This is a genomic window from Allorhodopirellula heiligendammensis, from assembly GCF_007860105.1.
GTDB classification, from domain to species: domain Bacteria; phylum Planctomycetota; class Planctomycetia; order Pirellulales; family Pirellulaceae; genus Rhodopirellula; species Rhodopirellula heiligendammensis.
The window spans coordinates 191,852-217,447 of the sequence record NZ_SJPU01000003.1 but is presented as its reverse complement, the minus strand read 5'-3'; the positions used below and the strand labels follow the sequence as shown (position 1 = coordinate 217,447).

Sequence of the window (25,596 nt, the reverse complement as noted above, 5' to 3'; positions counted from 1 at the left end):
TTATCGCTTCCAAATAGTGGCGTCGAGATTGATGATGGCTTGGCACGTCGTTGTCATGGCAGCGAGATCGATAGCAGATACTTCGGAACTTGGTTCGGCATCTCCGAGTCCGATCAGCTCTTCGGCGGCTTGTTCGTTCGCAGCAAAGTAGGCGCGTTCGTCGACGAACAGTCCGAACAGTAATTCCACTTCCAGCGCATCGGGGTACCGTCCCGTCAGTCGCAGAAACGCGTTGCGGATTCCTTGGGCAGGGTCGGACGCATCCATCGTTCGTTCGGCCAATACACGGGCTGCTTCCACGAACTGGATATCGTTGAGTAGCACCAGTGCTTGGATCGGTGTGTTCGTCCGCGACCGCGCCACCGTGCACACTTCGCGTGTGCTTGAGTCAAACGCCATCATGTTGGGCAAAGGGACGGTACGCTTCCAGACTGAATACAGAGAACGACGGTATAACGCCTGTCCGACGGACTGCTGCCAGGGTGGCGACATGCCATTGGCCTCTTTCCACAAGTCCTCGCCAGGTTGATAGGGTGAGACCGGAGGGCCGCCCGTCTGCGCGTTCAACAAACCACTGGCTGCGAGCGTGAGATCTCGAATCTGTTCAGCGGAATAGCGGTAAGCCGGACCGCGTGCCAGCAGCCGATTGTCGGGGTCAGCTCGCTGTTTCTCCGGACTGGTCGCAGAATCTTGTCGATAGGTTGCCGATAGCACGACACTACGGCACAACCGTTTCACATCCCAGTCACTGTTGATGAAGTCGCGAGCCAACCAGTCGAGCAGCTGCGGATGGGTTGGCAACTCGCCTTGCAATCCAAAATTTTCGGGCGTACGAACGAGCGGACTCTCGAAGAAATTGCCCCACACATGATTCACGGCGACGCGAGCAGTTAGCGGATGCGAGGGATCCGTTACCCACCGAGCGAGCCCGAGTCGATTGCGAGGCAGATCGTCTGAAAACGGCAGTGACAGACTACTCGGCACACTTCGTGAGACGCGGGTTGAGATGTCCGTGGGTGCGTCGTACTGACCGCGGGCCAATTGGTGAGTTTCCCGAGGTGTGTCCATCTCATGCATGATCGGGATTTCGTGCATCGCCTCTTCGGCGAGCACCACTTCTCGTCGAGCTTCGTTGAGCCGCATGAACGCGCTTCGGCATTCTTCATCAACCGCTGAGACGTAGTACGGTTCACAGGCTTGAAACTGGCCGGTAGCCAGATAGCTGAGTTCTGCTTCCGACAGATTACGCGTGTAGAGACGCACGTCATCGATCAGTCCACCGTCGAGTCCGCGAGCACGGAAGCGTTGTCCCACAACGAACTCGCCGCCGTGATCGACTTTGACGTTGACACTCTTTTTCACCTCATCCCGCAGCACGGTTGTCGCCAAAGGTTGGCCGTTCAAGTACAGACGCAGCCCTTTGGCGGTCGACGATCCATCGTACGTGGCAGCCAGCTGTAGCCACTGATCGGCAGGAATCGGATCGACGGTGCGAACTCCAATCGCGTTGCCAGGCCAGACTCGCGCCATTCGCGATTCGACATACCCGTCGACAATCGTGAGGTCCCAACCGTTGTAACCGCAATCGGTGCCGCGAGTATGGTGGGCGATCAAACTGCGTTGTGCGACTCGTTTCGTTTCTCGCAGCGTGATCACGACGCTAAACGGTGTCCATCGATCCAGTGGCTCGATTCCGTGGACCGTCACGCCCCGCTCGCCATCGAGCGATAACGCTGATCGCTCAAACGCAGCCGACTTTTCAAGAATGTCAGCCGCATCGTTGAGTTCAAGGCGTGGGATATCCAGCTCAGGCACCGCGACACGGGTGGGCATCTCGGCCCAACTACGGTCACCCTCTGAAGGGTGATAAATGTCCTTGATTGAATTATCGAAGCCTCGATCGAATGACAGCGCAACTCGCAAATCGGCATCCACCGGAGCATCATTCGCCGCGGTCGCCTTCCGCCATGCTTGCCAACGCGTGGAGGCTTCACGAACTTGAGATGCATATTTTTGTTGAGCTTCAACAAGTTTTGATTGGGCCTGGATCAACGCGGCCGATTGCGTTTCGGTTGGCAACAGCATCGAGGGGCAGGGCACCTTTTCGGTGCGATCGTAGACACCACTTTCGTCGATCGAATTGAAAAACGCCGACAGAGAATAATAGTCTCGCATGGAGATGGGATCGTATTTATGGTCGTGACAGCGGCAGCACTCCATCGTGAGCCCCAACACCGCAGTCCCGAAGGTATGCACGCGATCGGACACATTCTCGATTCGCCATTCTTCGAAGACCGCTCCCCCCTCGTTATTGAGCCGGTGGATGCGATTGAAGGCGGTCGCCAACAGCTGATCAGCGGTGGGACTTTCCAATAAATCACCAGCTATCTGCCACGTGAGAAAGTCGTCGTACGGCAGATTGTCATTAAACGCGTTGACGACCCAATCCCGGTAGGGCCACTGTGTATTGAGTTTGTCAGACTGGTAGCCATATGAATCTGCATACCGCGCCAAATCGAGCCAGCCGACGGCCATGTGCTCACCGAACGCCGGCGATTCGAGTAATCGATCCACCGCTGCCGTATAGGCAGCGTCAAGATCAGCCTCGCACTGCGCCACAAACCGCTCAATGTCCTCCGGTTGCGGTGGTAATCCGGTCAGGTCCATCGTGACGCGGCGCAGCCACCGAAGTGGAGTCACTTCCGAGTTCGGCTCTAGCTGAGCGGCCTCCATGCCTGCCAAAACGAAACGGTCAAGCGTCTCCCGCAGCCACTCCTCATTATCGACATCTGGCAGATCGATCGACTGTGGCAACAACTCAAATGCCCAATGCTGGGCGTAGGGTGCGCCGGCTTGGATCCATTCTTCAAGCAGATCCTGTTCAGCTTCACTGAGAGATAGATTTGATCCCGGGGGTGGCATTAGCATGTCAGGATCATCACTGCACACCCGGTCGATCAACTCACCCGAGGTAAGGACGTATTCGGCGTCTTCGCGGATATCGAGTCGCAGGTCGGCTTCGCGGGTGTTCGCATCCGGACCGTGACAATACATGCACTTGTCCGACAGGATCGGACGAATGTCGCGATTGAAATCAATATCGCCCGCCCAGACGATCGCAGGGCTGCCGAGGCCCGGCAGCCACAGGAGTAAGAAGGAAGCAAGATAAATGTATTTCATAATGACCACGATGGGCTTGACTGACATGTCATTGAGTTTCCCCCAGTATGAACGATCAACAGGGTGAGTCTTGCACGCCGTGACTTTATTCGTGTAAAATTGCAGCATGAAAAACACACCCTCTGCGGACACATTTTTTGCCCGCGTCGAATCCGGCCGACAGGTCCTCGCTCTGTTCGACCTACTGCCTGACGTGTCTTTCTTTGTCAAAGATCGAAGCGGGCGTTTTATGGCACTGAATCGACGCGGGTGCGAATACTGTGGTGTCATTTCAGAAGAGGAGGCGATCGGAAAGACGGATCATGACTTCTTTCCCGCCACCCGCGCAGCGAACTACTGCGAGGACGACCAGCATGTGATGCGATCGGGCCAGCCCATCCTTAACCGAATCGAGAGCGCTCCCGAAGACGCCGGTTCACCGCGTCTGGTGACAACGAGTAAAATCCCGCTGCGCGATCGCCGCGGGCGCGTCATCGGCATCGCGGGCTTTTCGCGGCAAATCGAACGGATGCAATCGGGAACTGCCGATGCCATGGCCGATGTCATCACGCACCTGCATGAGAATCTGGCCGGGGAAATCGCCACCGAGGAACTGGCCGAGATGGCAGGCCTCTCTATCAGCCACTTCGAACGACGGTTTCGGCTCGCATTCGGATCCTCACCACGGCAATATCTAATTCGAATTCGGATCGAACACGCCGCCGCTCTGCTTCGCGAGACGGACAAGAACATTACCGACATTGCCCAGTCATGCGGCTTTTACGATCATGCTCATTTCAGCCGCAGCTTTCGGCGAGTCATGAGCATGGCACCTTCAGCGTACCGCAAACGCATCAATTCCGCTGATCGTGCAAAGCCCGCGTCAAATCGTACCTCTGCATAGATCAACTCCGTTTTCTAGGACTTTCTCAGTTCGTCATCTGTCACCCAATCATCCCCATCACGAGCGGGCGTTTGGGACACTGCGAAAGAGCTCTCGCTCGCCTGATCGCGTAGTCAGCCAGCTATACTGGCAAAAAAATCCAATTCCCTTGAAGAGTTCAACATGACACGTTTCCGCTCGTTTTTCTTAATTCTGAGTCTGTCTGCTGCCTGGTCAGCTCATTCGTTGGCGGCGGATCTACCTCAACAGATTCCGCTCTGGGCCGAGGGGGCTCCAGGTTCCGTCGACCGCATGCATGAACCAGAAAAGTGGCAAGGAACCAATCTTACCAACGTGCATCACCCATCGATCACGCCCTACCTGCCCGCCGACGGAAAATCGACGGGCACCGCTGTTTTAATCGCTCCGGGCGGTGGCCATCGAATGCTCTGCTTGGGGCATGAAGGCGACTCACTAGCTCAGTGGTTTGCGGACCACGGTATTGCTGCATTTGTGTTGCGATACCGACTTTGTCGTGAACCTGGTTCGCCCTACACCCTGGAAGGTGACGCGATGGATGACACTCGCCGCGCCATTCGCATGGTCCGAGCCAATGCCGAAACTTGGAAAATCAATCCCAGTCGGATTGGTATCGTGGGCTTCTCAGCCGGCGGCGAGCTGGCGGCCTATTCCGCAATGCACCCTGTCGACGGAGACCCGCAGAGTGACGACCCGATTGAACGAGTCAGCAGCCGACCCGACTTCCAAGGACTGATCTATCCAGGCAAATCAGGCACGTTCACGGTGCAGCCCGGGATGCCGCCCGCGTTCATTGCCTTCGGATTTCATGATCGCGACGACATTTCCATCGGGATGGCCAAGGTCTACCTGCAATACAAAGAAGCCAACGTGCCCTGCGAAATGCACATCTACAGCAATGCCAGCCACGGCTTTGGGTTTCGTCCAGACTCAACCACCGCCGCTGGTGAATGGCCGCAGCGGATGTGCGATTGGTTGGTCGACACCAAACTTCTCCAAAAGAAATAGTACGAGAGGCCGCCCTCCCGCAGCTCGATAAAGAGCGCGAGTAGTTTTGTCGCTGCTCGCATTGCATGGGATGCCTGATGATTCGCGTTTTCCTTGACGAGGTCTGTGTCACACGAACGCTACGTTGGGTCAGGTTTTTGTGGAGCCAGGTGTAGGCCGAGAAATCATTTTCCATGGGCCGTCGCGCGTGACCCTTAATCTACTTTGATAAGATAAAGTGGTTCCCTCGCCCCCCTTTGGAGAAGTTAGATGACACCCCACAGTTTGACGCCCACTGTTCGACTTTCCATGATTGCGTTCATCTCGGTCACGCTCGCCATTCTTAGTTCATCGGGAAGAGCTGAGGATAAACCCGAGGGTTACGAAACGAAGCTGTACGACGTCAGTGAGTTGGTCGACCAACCGCTTGAATCTCCCCAATCGAGTAGTGGGCGCGTCGCGACGCACATGGGTGGAATGGGCGGCGGAGGGATGGGCGGCGGCATGGGCTACGGCGCGATTAGCGCGTCCTCCAGTGGTCTCGCCAGCGACACGATTACTAATCAGGTTCTGCAATCGCTCATCGAGCTCCACGCTTTTCCTCAAGCGTCTGGGACTCAGGCAAGATCCCAGACAATCGATGCGAATGGATATGAGACGCATGGCGTGGCCACTAACGGTGCTTCAGAACATCGGAATACGCCCGTCTGCAGCGGACTAGGGAATCAGCTGATTGTCACCGCTGATGCTCCCACGCAGGCCCGCGTGCTGGCCTTGCTGGACGGTTTGCGAGCCGGCCGTGAATCGTTGCCGTTGGTCCGCGTCGACGTCGTTATGGTGCAGCTCGCTGAAGGATCACCGCTGGATGTGCCGGAATTGACGGCGGAACAATTAAAAACAATGGCTGGCCAACAGGACGCCTATCAGATTTCAATCCGTTGCGAGAACCATCACACCGCACACATGTCGTCGGGAGTCGAGCGAACCTTCACCGCGAGCGTCACTCCAGTCGTAGGTGACCAGCCTGGAATGGGCATGACATTGACGGATTCCTCTCGCCGAAACATTGGTTATCAACCGGTCATTCAGACAGTCACGACCGGCATCACTGGCGATTTGCGAGTCGACGTCGGCGACCCGCAAAACCAGACACGAATTCAACTGAACCTACAAATGATCTCGGCTCCAGAAGAGCCGACAACGGTCAAGGTTGCTGATGGAATCGAAGTCGAGCGGTTGGAACTCAGCACCGCGGGACTGAAAACGGTGGTCCGTGGCGAAGCAGGCCACTGGATGGTCGCGGGGGTCGTGCCAATCACGGATCCGCAATCGCTATTCGAGACCGGCATCGAGCATTCACAGTTGGTCACCTTGGTTCGCTGGCAGCTCGACGGATCTACCCACTGAGCTCATTTGCTCACCCATCGGTGGAAAGATTGGTCGCCTACATGACTGAGAGCTGGAGTCGATGCTGCGAATTTTGAAAAATCCCGAGAAATTGATTCCAAACTCGGACGGCTGTTGCGATTACCTGTTGCGGCTCGATGGATCCCGCCTGAGCGCGAAAGCCCTCCATCGTTGCGTCTGTATTCCAAGCACTGTGATCCCGTAGAACTTGATAACATTCGCATCGGCAAGACGTGGTCAAGCGTCGCCTCGGATTACTTGCAGTAACTCGTTTTGACAAATCGTGATCAACCCCAACCCTAATTCGCCGGAAGAACAGCACATGAACCGATCCTGGGCCAATCCCGCGGCCACCTTGGGGCTGCTCTGTTTCGCCTGCTCGATCAGTTGGGGTGATGACAACCCGATCAGTTCCGATGTCCATCGAGAAAGGCCTCACCCGGCGGGCGCCCACTTGCCCGCCTTCCCCCACGCCCTGGGTTGGGGGAGCTACGCTACCGGTGGCCGTGGCGGCGAGGTTAGAAAGGTCACGAATCTGAATGATGCGGGGGTCGGAAGTCTGCGGTCAGCACTGCAGAAAGACGGCGCCGCCTACGTCCTCTTTGAAGTGGCTGGCACCATCAATCTGCAAAGTCGCGTCAACATTTCATCGGACAAAACGATCGCGGGCGAAACCGCCTTCCGCAATGGCGGCGAGGGGATCACCTTAAAAATCAACCAGGGCACGAGCTCCAATACATTGGTGACGGTATCAGGCAGCAGCAACATCATTTGCCGATACTTGAGATTCCGCCGCGGCCCTGGTCTGGCTCCCGAGGTGGATGGTGACAACCTGTTGCTAACAGGATCCGGCACCGACTTCATCTTTGACCACTGCAGCTTTTCCTGGAGCACCGATGAGCTGGTCAACCCTTATGGCCCCTCCCGGATGACCTTCCAAAATTGCATCTTCTCGGAAGCTCTTTATAACAGCACCCACGCCTACACCACCGATCCCAATCACGCCGCCTATCCCAACCCGCACTCGATGGGGCCTCTGATTGGAAACGGCAGTAGCGAAGTGACCTTCTATAACAACCTCTTTGCTCACAACAATCAGCGAAATCCCTTGGTGGGAGGGGGCGTCGGCGGTGGCACGAAGTTCGAGCTGGTCAATAATCTGGTCTACAATTTCGGTTCCTTTGGCACCGTGTTTTCCGATAACGGATCCCCCGTCGCGGTCAACTTGATCAACAACTATCACATTGCAGGCCCCGAAACCTCTAGCTCGCGATACTCGATCGCTCTTAACCATGGTGTGACAGCGTACGCGCGAGGAAATATAAACAGCAAGCGCCCGTCAGAGCGTACTCCCGAGTGGGACGCAATCGGTTGTGAATCCGGTTGCGGCGTTTATATGCAGGAACCCGCCCCGGCTGCCTGGCAATCAATCACCCCCTTCGACTTCCCGTTACAGCACACCGCTACCATGTCGCCCACCGCCATCAGAGACGGTGTCATCGCCAATGCTGGCGCTAATCTAGTCAAAGATTCCGTTGACACGCGGCTGTTTGGCGAGCTACTCAGCGGCACCGGCCGGTTCGTTAGTGACCCCCACGACGTGGGCGGCTGGCCGCAACTTCAGGAGATGACGGAGGTCCCCAGTGACCGGGATAACGATGGAATTGCCGACGCCTGGGAAACCCAGACGTTTGGCTCACTCGGCACCGGCCCTAATAGCGATACCGACAGCGATGGCTACACTAACTTGGAGGAGTATCTGCATTCCCTCGCTGCGGGAGGCTGATAATGCCGGCCGATCGGGCCCACACCAATCGGGCACGCACCAATCGATGCGCCCGAGCGATACCGTACCAAGGCCAATCCGCCAATATTGAGCAGTTTCCCGCTGAAGAAGGCATACCTGCCGGTGAGGCGGATTCGATCAGTGAGGGTGAGTATGGTAGTGCTGTCTTAACAGATCTTTGCCATAATCATTCCCATTGGGAGTTCGGATCACCGTATGGATATGATCGCGTGTGGGTTCGGCGGTCCGAAACGGTGCAACCCGACGTTGATGATCGAACTCGATCAAGACCACGGGGCTGTGAATCCGATAGTAGTAGACGCTATCGTCGGTAGTTCCGCCGATCCAAGCAAAGTAAGTTTCGTCCAAGTGCTCTTTCACTTCCGACATGCGGATCTCCGCGTGTTCGTCACGCATGTTGCCCACGTATTCTTCGATCAAGCTCAACAGTCCGCTCTTCTGCTCATCGCTAAGCTCCGCTCCGATGATACCGGCATAATCGAGCACAATGTTGTCCTTGTACGCCTCCGTCAAGTTGTTATTGCCGTTCTTGTCCTTCATCAAAATAGCCTTGGACCGCTGGTCATCGGTCAAGCTCAGCATGAATGCCAACCCTTCGTTCTGCTCGTCTTGCATGACAATCGTACCTTTGAATTTTCCAGCTTTGGCTTCCACCGGCTCCGCTCCCATGAACACTGGGCTCATAACCACTTGGTCACCTAGCACGAAATAGTTGACGACGACGTGGTGCCCATCGAGCTGCCAACCCCACGGCTCGGTATCGGACGGTTCGCCCATGACCGTGATCCAGTACAACCACTCGCCGTACTCGTCGAAGTTGTTGGCGAGTTCTGCGAGCGTGCCATTGAGCTTCATCATATCCTGGGTTTTCTTCAGCCCTTTAGCGCTCAGACTCTCGCCGAACAGTTCGAAAGCCAGCGTTCTTTGTTCAGCGGACATCTCGTCGAACCCAACGCCTTGTCGCTTCGGTCGATGCCGATTGTCCCACTGACGCCATTCGGAATCGTCGACAGGAAAGACCGTCCGCTGACGCTGCTCTTCGCTCAAACCCGCCAGGAATGCCTTGGCGGCGTCGCGAACAGGCTCGGTCGATACCCCGGTGGATTTGATCGAAAATAATTCCGGTCGAATACCTTCGGACGTCGTAATGCCGACGAAAGGGTCGTCCGTGGTTGGATTGTTGCCCGATCGAGCCCCTGGTCGCTGTGAGTACACGACAACACAAGTACCCAAGACCGCGACGAGCGGAAACGTGATCCATCCAATTTTTCTAAGCATTGCACTTCTTTCTAATAGCGGTAATCCGCGCCATCGCGGCTTCGTTGACAGCTTGCATCCAGGTCGCTCAACTGCCTGCCCATCTGCTCAGCACGCGCTGGAAACTGATCCGCGAGATCGTGCTCTTCAAAGGGATCCTCGGCCAGATTATAGAGCCGAACGCGACCATTTTTCTTAGCTTCCCGCAAAATTTTCCAGTTGCCAGCGATCAACGCTTGGCCATCGATTCCTTGATGGAGGCGTCGATATCCGAAAAACAGTGGAATGGGACGCTGGGATACTTCCCCGTGGATCACGGGCATCAAATTGATTCCATCGATTGGCCGCGAGTCTTTCTGCGATTTCTTGTTGTTCGTCAGGGCGGCGATCGTGGGCAGGAAATCAACTGTACTGCAGCGAACGCTGGTCGCCCCACCGGCAGGGATGACACCCGGCCATTCCGCACAGGCCGGTACCAACACGCCGCCTTCGTACATCGTATGTTTATGGCCTTTGAAAGGTCCTGCCGACGCAACACCTTTCTTCGCTAAACCATCCGCGGGACCATTGTCGCTGCAGAAGAAAATTAACGTGCGTTTTTCAATGCCTAACTCACGAAGCTTTGCACGCAATCGGCCAATCTGCTCGTCCATGGCAGTGATGCAGCCATAATAGTTCTGACGCGCTTTGCCAAACTTACGGTACGGCTGCTTGTATGATTCTCCTGCGACCACGGGCTCGTGTGGTGCGTGAAACCAGACCGTCGCGAAAAACGGCGCGTCCGCATGAGACTCCACGAACGGGATCACCCTATCCATGATCACACGGCTGTCATCTCCATCAAGATTCTCCTTGGCTTCGACGCCGTTATGAACATACGGAAAGCCACCTTTCCACGGCTGGCCGGGTTCACCACCCCAACTGCCCCAATCTGCGGGAGTCACCGTCGGGTCCCAGGTCGGTACTGCGCTCGTCGTCGCGAAATACTCATCGAATCCGTGGTGCGATGGCGGCGAGTAAAAGCCGCGGGTGCCGACTTCGTCAGGTTTGACCCAGCCAATATGCCACTTGCCAAAGAAGCCCGTGGCATAGTCTTGCTTGCGAAACATTTCAGGGATGGTTATCTCGCCTACCCGCATTCCCCCGGTGTGTGCCGCCAGAATACCGAAACGAAATGGAAAGCGACCCGTTAAACAGCTACCTCGAGTAGGTGAACAGAGCGGGGCCGCCGCGTAGAATCGATTAAACCGCACGCCCGCCGCGGCCATCGAGTCCAGGTTGGGAGTCATGACGTCGGCATTCCCATTGAATCCAACGTCGCCCCACCCTTGGTCGTCGCTCATCATCAATATGACATTGGGTCTACGTTGTTCTTCGGCTGCCGCGCTCGTTATCGCGGCCAGGAGAAAAATCGAAACCCAAACTATCCGATTTCGACAATCGTAAGAAATCATGAATGAAACGACTCTCAGCTGGAAGTAAATGAGACATGCACCCGAGAAGGAAGCCATCGACGGGATGCACTGCCTCGCGGGCGCATCGGCTAAGTACATCAACAGGCAGCCAATACGAAACAGCGAATACGAAACATCGCCCATCGCGATGCGTTTGCTCGATGAACACCTGCCAATTGTAACCGCAGGCTAGCCGGAGGTGGTGCGAATGGCGTCTGGGGAAACGATCTGAATCGTTGGCTGCCACTTCCAGCGTTGGGCGGGCATCGCATCGACGGGGGCACCGAGCGCAGATTGCCCCAGGTTCGAGGATTTTCTTTAACCGACGCCGCTACTTTGCTGGCCAGCCGGTTTTCAATGCCAAGATATAAACTTTTTCGCTTACATAAAGTGTCTCGAATGATTCGATTAGGTCATTTTTCGCTACTACTTGTTCTCTTGAGCCTTGTTGTTGGTTGTGGTGATGGGGGTGGCGTCGTCGCGACGGAGGATGAGATGAAAGCCCATGTGGAACAACATGGTGACCTGAAACTCGACCCCGCAGCATCCACCGACATCACCGATTGAATTGACACAATGCGTCGCGTAGGTACGCGGAGGCATTGGAATTGCCAATTTCAGATCCTTTATATTTGGGTGCTTATTTAATGTTTCAGAGATATCAGAATCGAAACGGCTTCACGCTCGTGGAGCTGCTGGTCGTGATTGCGATCATCGGCGTTTTGGTGGGGTTGCTGCTTCCCGCAGTTCAAGCGGCTCGCGAGGCCGCCCGCCGAATGAGCTGTAGCAACAATTTCAAACAGATTGGCTTGGCCATTCACAACTACCACGCAGCCTATGACAACATGCCTCTACAAGGCACAGGAACGTACAACTATGCCGGTGCGCTATACGATACGCCCAACGCTTCCCCTGGTGGTGGTGGTAACAGCTATAATCGCCTCAGCTTTTTAGTTGGTATCACGCCATTCATAGAGCAGCAGGCACTGTGGCAGCAAATCAGCAATCCCTATGTGACCACCGGTGGATTGGTTTGGCAGGCAATGGGGCCACTGCCGACGACGACGGTCGCAGTCCTGAGCGCGAATCCCTACGACCCCTGGATCACTGATGTTGCTGGATATCGCTGCCCAAGCGATCCGGGGAAGGGGTTACCCAGCTTGGGGCGAACGAACTACGCAGCTTGCTGGGGCGATGCGAATCATGCTACCCGTGATGCCGAATCGTATGTGAACCAGGCTGGCATCTCCGACGCAACGCATGTTAGTTACGTCCAGGCGGCATCACGTGGGGCTTTCGTTTATCGCAAGAAAATGGCCTTCCGAGACATCCTCGACGGTTTATCCAATACGATAATGTGCGGAGAGATCATGACAGATCTCGGCGACAACGACATTCGATCGACACCAGCGAGTGCAGGCGGACGCACGGCCGCCCAGTGGGACGTGGGCGGTCTGCTGCGATGTCGTGGCGGAATCGATCCAGCGCGTCCGCAGTTCTGGAGTCCCACGCAATCCATTACGGCATCGATCGAAGACCGTCGAGGATCGAAATGGATGGCGGCCAATGCGCTCTACTCAGCGTTTTTCACGATGTTGCCTCCCAATAGCGAAACCTGCCACCACGGCAACTATCACGAGGAATACCTCGCGTCGATCAGCAGTCGCCACCAAGGTGGCGCTCATGTTCTGATGGGTGACGGAGCCGTCAAGTTCATTACGGATTCGATCGAAGCTGGAAACGTGAATTCTGCGCAAGTGACGATTCACAACTACCTGCCTCCCGGTTCTGGCAGTCCGTTCGGACTTTGGGGAAGTCTTGGCACGCGAGGCAGCAGTGAAACGCTGCAGGGTGACTTTTAAACGCTCATTCGTTCCACAAATTCCACATCGAGCTCCTCGCGGAGGTAACCGCCTCCCGGGAGAGGCGGTCGCTGGAACCAGACCGCCGCGACTGAGTCGCTTCGTCCATAATGGGTGGGCCCGCGTATCGAACCAGGCGTTTTTACGATACAGTCGGGCCTATCACCGTATCTCATTGGCCGAGGAAATTATGGCAAAAGTCGATCAAGCAGCCCCGCAGAAAGATGACTCTGCGGCGGAATCAGACCACACCGAAACCATCAAATCGCAGATTTTGGAGAAAACCGGTCGGCCCCCCGGCCTGGAACGCGTGGAAGTCTGCCGGCACCACAACGGTAACTACCGGGTCAACATGTGGGAGAAGCTGGAGTCAACGGGAGACTCTGTGTTCTCCACACGTGTCCACATCGGGGCGTCATATTATTTGAAAGTATCGGACTCCGGTGAGATCGTTCGCAGCAACCCGCCGCTGACCAAGCTGTAATTCCCAGCACGACTTAGCGGGACAGATTCTCAAGGAGGGGGGCGCACTCGCGTGGCACATCCCACCTCGACATGCCTTCACTTTTCAAAGTCAGGCTTGGGACGCTTTTCGACGAAACTCCAGAAATGCGGTTTTCCGTTTTCGTTGATCGTCCCGTCGGGCGATTTCCAGGTGCTGCCGTCGGCAAGGTCTGCGGTGATGGGATAGTCGCTCAATGGTGCGATCGCGTATTGCCATGCCTGCTTGTCCCCGTTGTCGCGTGCCTCGATCAAGACCAGCAATTCCGTATCGGTTCCCTGACAGAACCCGAAAATCGCCCCGTACTTGATGCCGGCATTTTCGTCAGCGTACTCATGAAGCGGTTTGGGAACCAAACGCAATTCCCATCTTTGATCACTGCTGGGCTTCGTTTCAAAACGTAAGCTCCGCGGAAACTGTCGCGTTTGCAGCCTCAGTCGACGCTCGTCTGGGGCGGGGGCCGGAAAATCACGGACAGGCGTCCACTGCTCGCCCAGCGAGCTGCGGATGGCAGCTGACATAGGGTACCACGCTCAACAAACTTGCGAATCTTGGCGGATTACCACCGTTTTCGCTCATTTAAAACTGATGAAGCAAACCGCAAAACGCCTCCCTAGCCCTCCCGCTGATGCTTCGATGTGGGTCGACGAATTTGGCGATTCTCTCTATCGTTATGCGCTCTCACGACTGCGGGATCCAGAGGCGGCCGAGGACGTGGTGCAGCAGACCTTTTTGGCTGGATTGGAGCATCACGACCAGTTTTCTGGCGTTGGATCCCGACAGGGTTGGCTGATGGGAATTCTTAAACGCAAGATTATCGATTTCATTCGCCAGCGAAATCGCGTGTCACCTTTAGACGGACTCGAAGTTCCCGATCCGTGGGATTCATTTTTTGATCGCAATGGGAGTTGGAAGAAGAACGTTCGCGAAACTTTGTTGGAACCTCTTGATGCGGTGGACAGGAAGGAGTTCTGGCCAATATTCCAAACGTGCTTGGGAAACCTACCGCAGCGGCAGGCCGGGGCATTCATGCTCCGAGAGGTGGAGGGTTTGGAATCCGCAGAAATTTGTAAGGAATTGGAGATCAGTGCGTCGAATCTGTGGGTGCTGCTGCATCGCGCACGCCTGCGGCTGGCCAACTGCATTAAAACGCGTTGGCTTCAAGAAAACGAGTAATTTGGCTCCGCCGTCATGCTGTCCTGCAAAGAAACGACCAAGCTGGTCTCCCAATCCCTCGATCGCCCGCTGCCACTGCGTCGACGCTTGTCGGTCTGGATGCGCTTGAGCATGTGCCGGCTTTGCGCCGCATTTCGCCGTGACCAACTGGTGCTGCGCAAGCGCATCCTGGATGAACGTGATCAGGGGCCACTCCCAGCAAATGTCTCATCGGTCAAACTTCCCATCGAAGCGAGGCAGCGTATTCAGAAGTTACTGGAATCACGCTAGCTGGGCTTTTACGGAAGACCATTTTTGTCGTACCGCTGTGATTGCGTTGAGCTGAAATGCCAGCTTTGCGGCATCCCCTGACGGAGCTCTGGGGTTCGTCGACGATAACTGGATTGGGCACACCTCGAGAGCGCGGGTACGCTAACGATTCCAAACCACTGGCAAGTAAAGTCACGGAATTTGCAGCTCACTCTCCGATCGCGTTGAAATCGACGCTGGAAGGCGGGCCAGCGTCGCTGACCTTCGACAGCATTCAGAACCAACAACCTCGATAGAAAAGCATGACTTTCCCAATGATCCGAGATTCGAACGCAGCCGTTGTTGATGAGCCAGTTCTCCAGGGGTTTCCTCAAACTCGCCCCAACGATGAGTTCAACCGTAATCTCGTAGGGAACGTTCATCCCACCGAGTGGAAGAACCCCACGCCCGATGCTCGGTACAATCTAGTTGTCATCGGCGCGGGTACGGCGGGGCTGGTTACTGCGGTGGGTGCAGCCGGACTCGGTGCAAAGGTCGCGCTGGTCGAACGTAGTATGATGGGCGGCGACTGCCTCAACGTCGGCTGCGTGCCGTCCAAAGGGATGATCAGCGCCGCACGCGTCGCTGCGGCAGTGAAGAATGCTGGCAGGTTCGGTGTCAACGTCCCCGATGATGTGAGGGTTGACTTCACCAAAGTGATGGAACGGATGCGACGGCTTCGTGCCCACATCAGTCACAACGACTCGGCAGCCCGTTTTCGCGATCTGGGGGTCGATGTCTATTTCGGACAAGCCCGCTTTGACGATTCGAGCACCGTCGATGTCGATGGCACAAAACTGAAGTTCAAACGCGCAGTCATCGCGACCGGAGCACGCGCGGCGGCACCGCCAATCCCTGGACTGGAGAGTGTTGACTACCTAACCAACGAAACCGTCTTCTCACTAACCGAGCTACCGCAACGATTGGGCATTGTTGGCGCCGGTCCGATCGGCTGCGAGTTGGCTCAAACGTTTGCACAACTCGGCAGCGAGGTACTTCTGGTTGAGTCGGAGCACGGTGTTTTGCCCCGCGAGGACCGCCAAGCCGCAGCGATTGTCCAGCAGGCGATGTTGCACGATGGTGTGAAATTGCTTTGCTGCGGACGGAAGCTTGAAATTAAAAGCGGTGGTGGAATTCGGCTGACCGTCGAGTCACATAGCAAGAGGTATGACGAACCGATCGATCAACTTCTCATCGCAGTCGGCCGGGCGCCCAACGTTGAAGGCTTGAACCTTGACGCGGTTAACGTTGAATACAATGAAAAGGGCGTCACAGTCAACGATCACATGCAAACGACGAACGCGCGCATCTATGCGGCCGGTGATATTTGCTCTCCCTATCAGTTCACGCACGCAGCCGACTTCATGGCTCGGATCGTGATTCAAAATACGCTGTTCAAAGGGCGTAAAAAGTCGAGTGACCTAACGATTCCGTGGTCCACTTACACGTCGCCGGAGATCGCTCACGTCGGACTCTATGAACACGAGGCGATTGAACAGGGGATCGAACTGGACACCTACGTTCAGCACTTCAGCGACGTCGATCGCGCCATTTTAGAAGGTGATGATGAAGGTTTCGTAAAAGTGCATACCAAGCAGGGGAGCGACCAAATCCTGGGTGCGACGATCGTTGCCCGCAACGCTGGCGACATGATTTCGGAGATCACCCTAGCCATGACCCACGGCTTAGGTCTGGCAAAAATCGGCAACAGCATTCACCCGTATCCCACGCAAGCCGAGGCAATTCGGAAACTAGGAGACCAATACAGCCGCACGCGATTGACCCCATTTGTCAAAGCGGCGTTCCATAAGTGGCTAGCTTGGACTCGTTAGTTGCAGCGGCGCTGTTTACGCTCTGGCTCAGCGCCTCAATCGGCCCAACTGACAAGCTGGACGATTCGCTATGAAAAAGTCCGCTAAACTTTGTAAGAATTCTCTCCGTTGAGCGTCCTCCTCGACGAACGCCGAAAAACCGTTCAGTGGCTACTTTGTCGCTCGCGTCCTCACGAAAGTCGGTAATATGGAACCCATGACGATCACCGATGCCCAGCCGCCTGAATCCTCTGTCTATCAGCGGTACGCCGCTGCCGCTCACGCGGTCGAGCCTGCGCTCTGCTGCCCCGTCCAGTACTCGACGGAGCTACTCGACGTCATCCCTCAAGAGATCATCGAGCGGGATTATGGATGCGGGGACCCCACGCCCTTCATTCGCTCTGGAGAAACGGTGCTCGATTTGGGCAGTGGCGGTGGCAAGTTGTGTTATATCGCCGCCCAAGTCGTCGGCCGTGAAGGACGCGTGATCGGTGTCGACTGCAATGCCGAGATGCTCGGCCTCGCCCGCAAGCATGCGCCCGCTGTCGCTGACAAACTAGGCTTTGCGAACGTTGATTTTCGCTACGGACTGATCCAAGATCTAGGCCTCGATCTCGATCAGCTGGCCGCCGAGTTATCTGAACGCCCCATACACGATCCGGTGGGATACCTGTCGCTGCGACATGTTGAAGAACGTCTGCGGCGTCAACAACCGCTCATTGCCGACGACTCCATCGACTGTGTCCTGTCGAACTGCGTTTTGAACCTCGTCCGCCAGCAGGATCGCCGACAACTGTTTGCTGAAATCTTTCGCGTGTTGCGTCGCGGAGGTCGCGCGGCGATCAGTGATATTGTTAGCGATGAAAACGTCCCTGAGCGTTTGCAGCAAGACCCGGATCTCTGGTCAGGGTGCATCACCGGCGCATTTCGCGAGGACGAATTTCTGAAAGCGTTCGAGGCTGCAGGCTTTCATGGTATTGAAATTGTCAAACGGCAAAGCGAGCCCTGGCGGACTGTCGAGGGCATCGAGTTTCGCTCAGTCACCGTTGTCGCATACAAAGGCAAGCACGGTCCGTGCTGGGAGCGTGGGCAAGCAGTCTCGTACCGCGGGCCCTTTAGGAAGGTTGAAGATGATGACGGCCACACCTACTATCGCGGTGAGCGAATGGCCGTGTGCGACAAGACGTTCAACTTGCTTCAACAATCGCCGTACGCAGAGATGTTCGACGCGATCGAGCCTCGTGAGATGATTTCGTTGGAAACCGCGAAGCCCTTTGACTGCAAACGCCACGCGCGACGACATCCACGAGAGACCAAGGGCCTTGAGTACGATGCGACGACGGATGCTGGTCATGGTTGTAGCGACGATGGACCGTGCTGCTAGCGAACCTCGCCTCGGCTTCCAGCCCGTATTCTTTGAAAATCATCAATCGTCCCAGGCTGGATGCCTCGGCTCTGCACAGGAATCAACATGCAATTATCACTGCTACGACAGAAAAGCGAACTCGCCAACGCAGCTAGGCAGCGAGAAATTCTCGACGGTGAGACGAACCCTCGACAGCCGTACTTCAACCAGCAATTACAACACAGTGGATTGCCGCCCCTGCATGCCATCGGCATTGAGGTCCTGCAGATAAATGTCGGAAAGCTGTGCAATCAAACATGCACCCATTGCCACGTCGATGCCGGCCCCGATCGTCGCGAGAGCATGACACGAGAAACTGCTCAAGCCATCATGGATGTCCTTGCAAATAATGACATTCCGACGCTAGACATCACTGGTGGCGCACCGGAGATGAACCCGAATTTCCGCTGGCTCGTTGAAGAGGCGCACAAGCTAGGACGCCGCGTGATTGACCGGTGCAACTTGACGATCCTCATGGCGAATGGCTTTAAGGACTTACCCGAATTCCTGGCCGAACACAACGTCGAGGTGGTTGCCTCTCTGCCCTGCTACATGGAAGAGAACTGTGATAGCCAGCGAGGTGATGGCGTGTTTCGAAGCTCGATCGCGGCGCTGCGACGGCTCAATGCACTCGGTTACGGCCACCCAAATTCTGGACGCAAGTTGACGCTTGTTTACAATCCAACCGGTACATCGCTGCCGCCATCCCAAGGTAAGCTCGAAGACGTGTACCGCACCGAGTTAGCGGCGCGGTACGACATCGTTTTTTCCGAGCTGCACACAATCACCAATTTGCCTATCAGTCGCTTTCTCGACGACCTGCTACGCAACGATCAGCTCGACGAGTATTTGCAAAAGTTGATCGACAGTTTCAACCCCGTCACCGTGGAGGGTGTAATGTGTCGCACGATGGTCTCGGTCGATTGGCAGGGTCGTCTGTTTGATTGCGACTTCAACCAGATGCTGCAGATGGGATTGTCTGGCGACCTTCCTCAACACATATCCGAATTCGACGCTGACCAACTTATGAATCGTCCCGTACAAACAGGCCGACATTGCTTCGGCTGCACAGCCGGTTGCGGATCGAGTTGCCAGGGTGCCGTCGTGGCCTAGCAGCCTGCTGAGTTCGTGCCTGCGCTATCCGAATGCAAAAATCTTGACCCGAAGCGCGAGTGAGGTGCGAAATGAAGTGACTCACGAGCAGGTTGGGTTCGTAAATCAATCGGCAACTAGTCTGTCGCCCCGGCGTCTTTGTTCGGCTTGTCACCAAGTTCACCCATCATGCGGTCGATTCCGGTCATTGCCTGCATCTGTCGCGTTATTCGTTCTCTCGGCATCTTTGCTTGGTCGACGTAGTCATATCCGACTTGGCGTTCTTCGACGTTTCGCAGGTCCGCTGGCAATTTCGGTGGCGTGATGTCTTGTTGGGCGAAGTAGTGCTCAGGCAGAGCGGTTTGTCGGGTCGCGAATCTAAAAAACGAATCGCTCGTTCCAGGCGATATTCATTCGACAGGAAGTCGGAAGCACCTTCCGCAAACAATTCCGACCGGCGTCTCTGCCTTTGCGGAACGAAAAATCTCATGGCGATCTTTCGGATAGAACCGGATGTGACCATATCCGCGAACCGTCCGTCAAACACTGGATCAGCTGGGAGTCGCCTTTGCGGATCACGCTGCATGCACGGGAATAAAAGGTCCATCCGGGTTTATCGTGGAAAAATCCAGCATGTTGGATTTTGGAGGCATCGCGGTGGCGTCCGAGATGAGCGATGCCGTCTCAGAAGTAACGCTGACGGCGGACACAGCCGCCGCCATGTGAAGGCACCTTTCGGTTCACCCCGACCGAGATATTCCTCGGCAAGTTGCTTCCCAGCAGAACTCGCTTCCGCTTCTCCCGGCGAAACGATCCTACCACAGTTGCATCAGCCTGACAAAGATTTCGGACGCCACCGACATGCCGTGAAAATCCCGCGGCCCAGGCTCGCCTCTACGCAACCCACGATCACCCCGGATGCACCCTTTCTTGATTCCATTGATGACCCGGTTCATGCCGTTGTTGCAGAGGGGAGCCGTGTGAAGACACGGCTAACTTCTCCTCGTCGGCGATACTCACACGCTGCTCAGTGCGGCCATTGGTTGGGCACAATGAACCATCGCTCGGACTCACTCACCGGTGACGTGATGTCGCGAAATCCACTGATCAAAATCGGGGTTTGGCGATGGCGAAAGTGGTTCTGGATGACTTTTGCAGCGTCATCAGTGGTCAGAATATCTTCGTCAAATGGATCGGCGACGTCGTCTGCGAGCCAAAAGGGTTTGCGGAGGATTCGGTAACGTTGGTGACGGGTGCGAAGGAACTCAGGAACCTCTCGCGTCCGTAACCATCGTGCCGCGAGATGATCTGTGGCCAGCTCGACCGGAAGTGACACCTTCGAGCCGGTCTGCCAATGATAAAAGATCCGGCCCTTCACGAACGCTTCTCGCACCTCAATTTCAGGGAAGTACCGGTCCCCCAGAGGCAATTGATGCTCTAGTAGTCGCGTGGCTTTTTTGCAGAGTGTGTCGTTTGCATTGGGGCCGATGTAGTCAGCGGCAGCCGCATCTCTCACATCAAGCTGGAGGTAGAATTTGCACGCAAGTTCCCAGTGATTCAGGCGTCCCTGCTCATCACGAAACAGCAAATCAATTTCACCGACGGTGCGCTTTCCGTCGCGCAGTTGGAGCGAATGAGCGACGATCTCACACCGGCGAATGAAGCGGATCCAGTAGACAACCAGACGCTCAAAATATCGTCCGACACGTTCCTCACGCGTAAGCGTTCGGCGGGAGGATGAAAATGGGCGTCGGTAGGTTGGCGGTTTTTCTTGAACCCAGGAGGTCAACATGTTGCCGTCTCGTCGTCAGGTTTGGGCTGAGCGATTCAGTCGCTATCAAGCTAGCTCACTAACCGTCAAAGCGTTTTGCCAGGCAGAGAACGTTTCGGTCCCAAATTTCTATCAGTGGAAGAAGAAGCTTGCCGCAGCGGCGACTGGGGCGACGCCCGCTTTCGTCCCGGTCAATCTCAATTTGCAGCACACCGATGAACTTGATCTGGTGCTGCCCGGCGGAGCGACCCTCAAGCTCAACGTCCAACTCGACGAAGCAGTGATCCGAAAAGTCATTGCCGCAACGATCGCGGTGACTTCCCAGGCTCGCCCGTCGTGATTTCCGTCGCCTCAACCGCGCGAATCTTCGTCTTCACCGAGCCGACAGACATGCGAAAGAGTTTCAATGGACTCTCCGGGATCGTTGCCGAGCACTTCGATGTCGAATTGCTCTCAGGTCACCTGTTCCTGTTTTTCAATCGGCGTCGTGATTGCGTCAAGGTACTCGCTTGGGATCGTGATGGACTGGCAATTTGGTACAAGCGTCTGGAGAGTGGAACGTTTGAGCTCAGTCCGTTGCAGCGAGAAGGCACTTCGCTGGAAATTGATCATGTGAAATTGTCGATGCTACTGTCGGGCATCGACATCGCGTCTGCCAAACGACGCAAGCGTTTCGCCGCAGCCTGAAGAACGCGATTGCAAATTCTTTCGAAAAATCAAAACGCAAGTGGCTTCGGTGGCTTGCGTTTTTTTGTGATTTCGTAAAAACGGAGGCATGTCAAGCGACGCCGCACTACCGGACAGCATCGAAGCGTGCCACACGCTGCTTCGTCAAAAAGACGAAGTCATCTCGTCCCTATCGTCTGAATGTCAATCGCTTCGCCAAGACGTCGAACAACTCAAGCGATACATTTACGGCCAGCGAAGCGAGCGACACACCGGCGATGATTCGCAGTTGACTCTCTTTGACCAAGCACAATACGCTGCGCCGGATAACGGGGAAGCTGGCGATGATCTCGAGGAAGAGATCACCTACCGCCGCCGCAAGCGAAGCAAATCAGATCGTTTCCCCGAGCATCTTCCTCGTGAAGTTCAAACGATCGACGTTCCCGAGGCTGAGCGAGCCTGCCCGTGCTGTGGCGAAGAAATGCCCGTCATCGATACCGACATTCGCGAGCGGTTGGAGTTCGTCCCTGGCAAGATGATCGTGCATGAACTGCACTATCCCAAGCGAGCTTGTGGCAAGTGCAAAGAAACCGTCACGGTCGCTCCGCCGCCGAGCAGTGACGCGGGCGCCGCTTCGCTGCTTTCTGGTTCACGCTACGGCTTTGGTGTGACGGTTCAAACCATCCTGGGAAAATTCTGCGATCACTTGCCGCTGTACCGGATGGAAGATGTCTTCGCACGTGCCGGTGTCACGATCCCTCGCAGCACGCAGGTCGACCTGCTGGCCGCGGCGGCCGATCTGATCGAGCCGCTGTGCACGCGGATGAGAGATCGCTTGATCGCCAGTCCTATCATCGGCATGGACGATACGCCGGTGCGTCTGCAAGACGCTTCGCTTCCCGGGAAGATGCGTACGGCGCGAATGTGGCTTGCGCGTGGGCGACCGGATGCACCGTATAACGTTTTTGATTTTCAAACTTCTCGAAAACATGGTACGCCCGATCGCGACGGTCCGGCAAAGTTCTTATCGGACTTTGAAGGCTACGTGTGTGTGGATGCTTATGGCGTCAGCGATGGCGTGTACCTGGGCGCGAAGGATCGCATCGTGGCGAGTTGTTGTCATGCGCACGTGCGTCGGAAGTTTGAGGCGGCCAAATCAAATGATCCGAAAAGGTCGGCATATGCGTTATCGTTTTATCGAGAGCTTTTCGATATCGAAGACGCCTGCGCGGAATTGACTGACGAGGACCGTTTGGCGATTCGTCGCGAGCGATCGGTGCCGTTGTTGGATCGATTCAAGTTATGGCTGGATGAACAGGCGGGCGATTACCGCGTCCTGCCCAAAAGCTCGATCGGCAAAGCGATTCGCTACGCCCTGAACCAGTGGCAGCCACTGAGCGTGTTTACCGAGGATGGCGGCTTGCCGATCCACAACAACGACACCGAGCGTGATCTTCGTCGACTGACGATCGGTCGCAAGAATTGGTTGTTCTTGGGCAGCGAGGCGGGCGGTGAAGTGGCGGCGCGGCTGTACACGTTGACCGCCAGTGCCCACCGACACAACTTGGACATGTGGGCGTATATCAATGACGTGCTGAGGCGTCTTGTCGGCGGCGATTCGGACCTTGACGAATTGCTTCCGGACACCTGGGCGATGGCTCATCCAGAGAAAGTCCGCAGCTATCGCGAGGCTGAATCCCTGGCCCGAGCCGCCAAGACCAAAGAACGCCGAGCACGCCGCCGGAAACTAGCCCGCAAATAGTTCTGCCGAACGCTTACGTTTGATCACCACAAACAGCATCGCCTCGAAGAACGTTTTCGCCGTAACACTTGCTTCGGTCGTCACGAACTCGAAGCCTTGCTGTTCAGCGTGTTGCGTCAATCGCTCAATCAAACCACGAGCGATTCCTTGTCGTTGGTGATCCGCTGATACAAACAAGCGGTCGAGATGCCCATCGCGCGTGATGTCAGTGAAGCCGACAATCATTTTTCCATCGCATGCGACACAGGCAAATCGCCCTTCAAAACGCTTGGCCCACATCGTGGAATCCATTTCAGGCGGTGCCCAGGCCTCGATCTGTTCCGGAGCGTAGTCGCGGACGTTGACTCGGTGAACGCAATCGCGAAACAGTTACAAGCATGCATCTGCATCGCTGGGAACGAAGGATCGAATCGCAAGCGTCATGCCGGTTCCAGCAACAATCGACCATCTAATACCGTGACCGCGGTACCCGATAGCTGAACCCGCTCGTCGGTTACTTCGCAGTGAACTGTTCCTCCACGGCGTGAGGCTTGGTAGCCAATTAGTGTTGACTTTCCGAGTCGCTCGCTCCAGTACGGTGCGAGGCAGCAATGGGCTGATCCGGTGACTGGATCTTCGTTGATACCGTGCTGTGGTGCGAAGAACCGTGAGATGAAATCGTATTTCGCTGAATCGCTCTCGGAGGTGAGCATGACGCCACGAGTTTCGATCTTGGCGAGCGAGGTCATGTCGGGCGTCAGTTCCCGGACGGAATCTGCGTCTTTCAGGACGACCATGGTGTCGAACTTCGTGTCCCAAACTTCGTTTACGGAAACGCTCAGTGCTTCGGCAATCTGCTTCTTCAACATCTCGTTAGAACGGTCAACCGGCGGAGTGGAGGGAAAGTCCATTGTGATGCGACCATCTCGCTGTTGGCACACCAACTCGCCGCTGCGTGTTTGAAAGCGGATCGCTTGCCCTGAAAGCACTCGTTCTTGTTCGATCAGCGTGTGAGCGGACGCAAGTGTTGCGTGCCCACATAAATCGACTTCGGCGGCCGGTGTGAACCAACGCAGGCGAAAACTGCCAGCCTAGTGCAAGGGAACCACGAATGCTGTTTCCGAAAGATTCATTTCGGAAGCGACATTCTGCATCCACTTGTCGCTGGGGTAATCATTCAGAATGCAAACGGCCGCCGGGTTGCCGGTGAACGGTCCGTCGGTGAAGGCATCGACTTGCCAGATGGCAATGCCTTGTTTGATGCTCATTCAGTTACCAACTTTTTGGGGGTCGATGCGGATTTCGGTTTTGACGGAATTGGCGATGAAGCATTCCTCGTGAGCCTGATGATGCATCTGACAAAGTTCATCGTCCGTGGGTTCGCGGTCCGTCGCCCAGGTCACCTGTGGTCGCAGCGTCACCAGGGCGATGAACAGTTTGCCGGCGTCGTTCTTTCGGATCTCGCCGATTGCTTCGTCGCGATATTCCTGCACCTCGAATCCCGATTTTGCTGCGATCGACAGGAACCACAGCATGTGGCAACTCGACAGCGAGGCCACGAAAGCTTCTTCGGGATCAATCGCACTCGCGTCCGACATTGGGACTGGAACGATGTCTGGCGACGAAGATGCAGCGACTTCCACTCCGCCATCGAATGTCCACGTGTGTGCCCGGCTGTATCGGTTCTTGGCAAAATCCTCGCCTTGGCTCGTCCAGCGAACGGTCGCATTGATCATTTCGCGGACACGCGGGGGATCAAGAATCCGAGGTGATGTCCGGCATGCATCCACATGAATTGTCGCCAATCTTCGACGTCGAGGTTGTCGAGGAATGGGTAGTTTTCAATCGGTCCCTCGAACGTCTTAGCCCGCTCGATGACGGCGATGCAGTTGTCGATGATCGTGTCGTCGTCGGGGCCGTCATCCGTTTTGGGTTTGAGTCGCTTCAGCGTCGGGCCAGTCGACATCTTGCGCGTTCGCAGAATCCGATGGAACACCCATTTAATGATCGTGGCTCGCAAGATCCAAGGTAGCCGAAATCCGAAGCCGTCCATTCCTCCGGTCATAGTCGCCGTCAGGTGCTCGCAGGCTTGAGTGAGATTCCAGTTCTTCGATTTCGTGTAGCCGCCCGTTCGCAGTCGCTGGATCTCTGCGATGACGTCATCGCCTGTGTGGAAGTCGAGCGTTCGTTTGTTGGAATCTGCCATGAACGGGCATCCGGCAAGAGGGCTGAAAGAAAAGTGCCACAGCGTTTACACTATCGTGAAATCTCATCTTGGAATTTCATTAG

Annotated in this window: 25 protein-coding genes and 1 pseudogene; 15 read left to right on the top strand and 11 right to left on the bottom strand. The window is 55.8% G+C overall.

Going from position 1 to position 25,596, the window contains the following annotated elements:
• Positions 1-3,207 carry a DUF1553 domain-containing protein gene (locus Poly21_RS20800; protein ID WP_302119953.1) on the bottom strand — a complete coding sequence of 1,069 codons (3,207 nt, stop codon included), beginning with the start codon at positions 3,205-3,207 and terminating at the stop codon, positions 1-3.
• 79 nt (positions 3,208-3,286) lie between these two features.
• On the opposite strand from Poly21_RS20800, the gene Poly21_RS20795 reads away from it, so the two are divergent.
• From Poly21_RS20795 to Poly21_RS20780, 4 genes are all read left to right on the top strand, one after another.
• Positions 3,287-4,063 carry an AraC family transcriptional regulator gene (locus tag Poly21_RS20795; protein WP_146408991.1) on the top strand — a complete coding sequence of 259 codons (777 nt, stop codon included), beginning with the start codon at positions 3,287-3,289 and terminating at the stop codon, positions 4,061-4,063.
• A gap of 162 nt (positions 4,064-4,225) precedes the next feature.
• Positions 4,226-5,089, top strand: a complete 864-nt coding sequence (locus Poly21_RS20790; protein WP_146408990.1) for an alpha/beta hydrolase — start codon at positions 4,226-4,228, stop codon at positions 5,087-5,089.
• Positions 5,090-5,377: 288 nt separating this feature from the next.
• Positions 5,378-6,475: a hypothetical protein gene (locus tag Poly21_RS20785; RefSeq protein WP_302119950.1), complete on the top strand. Its 1,098-nt coding sequence runs from the start codon at positions 5,378-5,380 to the stop codon at positions 6,473-6,475.
• 322 nt (positions 6,476-6,797) lie between these two features.
• Positions 6,798-8,261, top strand: coding sequence for a pectate lyase family protein (locus Poly21_RS20780; protein WP_146408988.1), 1,464 nt, complete (start codon positions 6,798-6,800; stop codon positions 8,259-8,261).
• Between the two features lie 138 nt (positions 8,262-8,399).
• Here Poly21_RS20780 and Poly21_RS20775 read toward each other — a convergent pair whose 3' ends face one another.
• On the bottom strand, positions 8,400-9,560 hold the full coding sequence (locus tag Poly21_RS20775; protein WP_146408987.1) for a DUF3500 domain-containing protein: 1,161 nt from the start codon (positions 9,558-9,560) through the stop codon (positions 8,400-8,402).
• Between the two features lie 11 nt (positions 9,561-9,571).
• Positions 9,572-10,993 carry a sulfatase family protein gene (locus tag Poly21_RS20770; protein WP_146408986.1) on the bottom strand — a complete coding sequence of 474 codons (1,422 nt, stop codon included), beginning with the start codon at positions 10,991-10,993 and terminating at the stop codon, positions 9,572-9,574.
• A gap of 28 nt (positions 10,994-11,021) precedes the next feature.
• Here Poly21_RS20770 and Poly21_RS27805 point away from each other — a divergent pair, with 28 nt between their 5' ends.
• On the top strand, positions 11,022-11,186 hold the full coding sequence (locus Poly21_RS27805; RefSeq protein ID WP_302119948.1) for a hypothetical protein: 165 nt from the start codon (positions 11,022-11,024) through the stop codon (positions 11,184-11,186).
• Between the two features lie 233 nt (positions 11,187-11,419).
• Here Poly21_RS27805 and Poly21_RS27800 read toward each other — a convergent pair whose 3' ends face one another.
• On the bottom strand, positions 11,420-11,596 hold the full coding sequence (locus Poly21_RS27800) for a hypothetical protein (RefSeq protein ID WP_302119946.1): 177 nt from the start codon (positions 11,594-11,596) through the stop codon (positions 11,420-11,422).
• Between the two features lie 44 nt (positions 11,597-11,640).
• Between Poly21_RS27800 and Poly21_RS20765 the strand changes: the two genes are divergently transcribed.
• The gene (locus Poly21_RS20765) at positions 11,641-12,855 is read left to right on the top strand and encodes a DUF1559 domain-containing protein (RefSeq protein ID WP_146408985.1); all 1,215 of its coding nucleotides are present in this window, start codon (positions 11,641-11,643) and stop codon (positions 12,853-12,855) included.
• 190 nt (positions 12,856-13,045) lie between these two features.
• Complete coding sequence (locus Poly21_RS20760) at positions 13,046-13,339, top strand: hypothetical protein (protein WP_302119944.1); 294 nt, start codon at positions 13,046-13,048, stop codon at positions 13,337-13,339.
• 77 nt (positions 13,340-13,416) lie between these two features.
• On the opposite strand, the gene Poly21_RS20755 is transcribed toward Poly21_RS20760, so the two are convergent.
• Positions 13,417-13,878, bottom strand: coding sequence for a hypothetical protein (locus Poly21_RS20755; protein WP_146408983.1), 462 nt, complete (start codon positions 13,876-13,878; stop codon positions 13,417-13,419).
• 67 nt (positions 13,879-13,945) lie between these two features.
• Here Poly21_RS20755 and Poly21_RS20750 point away from each other — a divergent pair, with 67 nt between their 5' ends.
• The 5 genes from Poly21_RS20750 to arsS all read left to right on the top strand — a co-directional run bounded on the left by Poly21_RS20750 (position 13,946) and on the right by arsS (position 19,150).
• Complete coding sequence (locus Poly21_RS20750; protein WP_146408982.1) at positions 13,946-14,533, top strand: sigma-70 family RNA polymerase sigma factor; 588 nt, start codon at positions 13,946-13,948, stop codon at positions 14,531-14,533.
• A gap of 15 nt (positions 14,534-14,548) precedes the next feature.
• A complete protein-coding gene (locus Poly21_RS28535) occupies positions 14,549-14,803 on the top strand; it encodes an anti-sigma factor family protein (protein ID WP_496109475.1) in 255 nt (84 codons plus the stop codon).
• 281 nt (positions 14,804-15,084) lie between these two features.
• Positions 15,085-16,653, top strand: coding sequence for a mercuric reductase (locus tag Poly21_RS20745; RefSeq protein ID WP_302119940.1), 1,569 nt, complete (start codon positions 15,085-15,087; stop codon positions 16,651-16,653).
• 187 nt (positions 16,654-16,840) lie between these two features.
• Positions 16,841-18,016 carry a DUF8838 domain-containing protein gene (locus tag Poly21_RS20740; protein ID WP_146408981.1) on the top strand — a complete coding sequence of 392 codons (1,176 nt, stop codon included), beginning with the start codon at positions 16,841-16,843 and terminating at the stop codon, positions 18,014-18,016.
• Positions 18,017-18,103: 87 nt separating this feature from the next.
• Positions 18,104-19,150 (top strand): arsenosugar biosynthesis radical SAM (seleno)protein ArsS, encoded by a 1,047-nt coding sequence (gene arsS, locus Poly21_RS20735; protein ID WP_146408980.1) that lies wholly within the window; start codon positions 18,104-18,106, stop codon positions 19,148-19,150.
• Positions 19,151-19,266: 116 nt separating this feature from the next.
• On the opposite strand, the gene Poly21_RS27795 is transcribed toward arsS, so the two are convergent.
• The gene (locus Poly21_RS27795; protein ID WP_302119936.1) at positions 19,267-19,440 is read right to left on the bottom strand and encodes a hypothetical protein; all 174 of its coding nucleotides are present in this window, start codon (positions 19,438-19,440) and stop codon (positions 19,267-19,269) included.
• Between the two features lie 716 nt (positions 19,441-20,156).
• Positions 20,157-20,921: a DUF1853 family protein gene (locus Poly21_RS20730; protein ID WP_146408979.1), complete on the bottom strand. Its 765-nt coding sequence runs from the start codon at positions 20,919-20,921 to the stop codon at positions 20,157-20,159.
• Here Poly21_RS20730 and tnpA point away from each other — a divergent pair.
• The 3 genes from tnpA to tnpC all read left to right on the top strand — a co-directional run bounded on the left by tnpA (position 20,920) and on the right by tnpC (position 23,328).
• Complete coding sequence (gene tnpA / locus Poly21_RS20725; protein ID WP_146408978.1) at positions 20,920-21,240, top strand: IS66 family insertion sequence element accessory protein TnpA; 321 nt, start codon at positions 20,920-20,922, stop codon at positions 21,238-21,240. The genes Poly21_RS20730 and tnpA overlap by 2 nt on opposite strands.
• The gene (tnpB, locus tag Poly21_RS20720) at positions 21,237-21,587 is read left to right on the top strand and encodes an IS66 family insertion sequence element accessory protein TnpB (protein WP_146408977.1); all 351 of its coding nucleotides are present in this window, start codon (positions 21,237-21,239) and stop codon (positions 21,585-21,587) included. Before tnpA ends, tnpB begins: the two co-directional genes overlap by 4 nt.
• A gap of 88 nt (positions 21,588-21,675) precedes the next feature.
• Positions 21,676-23,328: an IS66 family transposase gene (gene tnpC, locus Poly21_RS20715; RefSeq protein ID WP_146408976.1), complete on the top strand. Its 1,653-nt coding sequence runs from the start codon at positions 21,676-21,678 to the stop codon at positions 23,326-23,328.
• On the opposite strand, the gene Poly21_RS20710 is transcribed toward tnpC, so the two are convergent.
• The 4 genes and pseudogenes from Poly21_RS20710 to Poly21_RS20695 all read right to left on the bottom strand — a co-directional run bounded on the left by Poly21_RS20710 (position 23,314) and on the right by Poly21_RS20695 (position 25,513).
• The gene (locus Poly21_RS20710; RefSeq protein WP_302120335.1) at positions 23,314-23,697 is read right to left on the bottom strand and encodes a GNAT family N-acetyltransferase; all 384 of its coding nucleotides are present in this window, start codon (positions 23,695-23,697) and stop codon (positions 23,314-23,316) included. The genes tnpC and Poly21_RS20710 overlap by 15 nt on opposite strands.
• Before the next feature lie 50 nt (positions 23,698-23,747).
• Positions 23,748-24,575, bottom strand: a pseudogene (locus tag Poly21_RS20705) (PhzF family phenazine biosynthesis protein).
• Positions 24,576-25,043 carry an OsmC family protein gene (locus Poly21_RS20700; RefSeq protein ID WP_146408975.1) on the bottom strand — a complete coding sequence of 156 codons (468 nt, stop codon included), beginning with the start codon at positions 25,041-25,043 and terminating at the stop codon, positions 24,576-24,578.
• Positions 25,040-25,513: a DUF1569 domain-containing protein gene (locus Poly21_RS20695; protein WP_146408974.1), complete on the bottom strand. Its 474-nt coding sequence runs from the start codon at positions 25,511-25,513 to the stop codon at positions 25,040-25,042. Before Poly21_RS20695 ends, Poly21_RS20700 begins: the two co-directional genes overlap by 4 nt.
• Between the last annotated feature and the right edge of the window lie 83 nt (positions 25,514-25,596).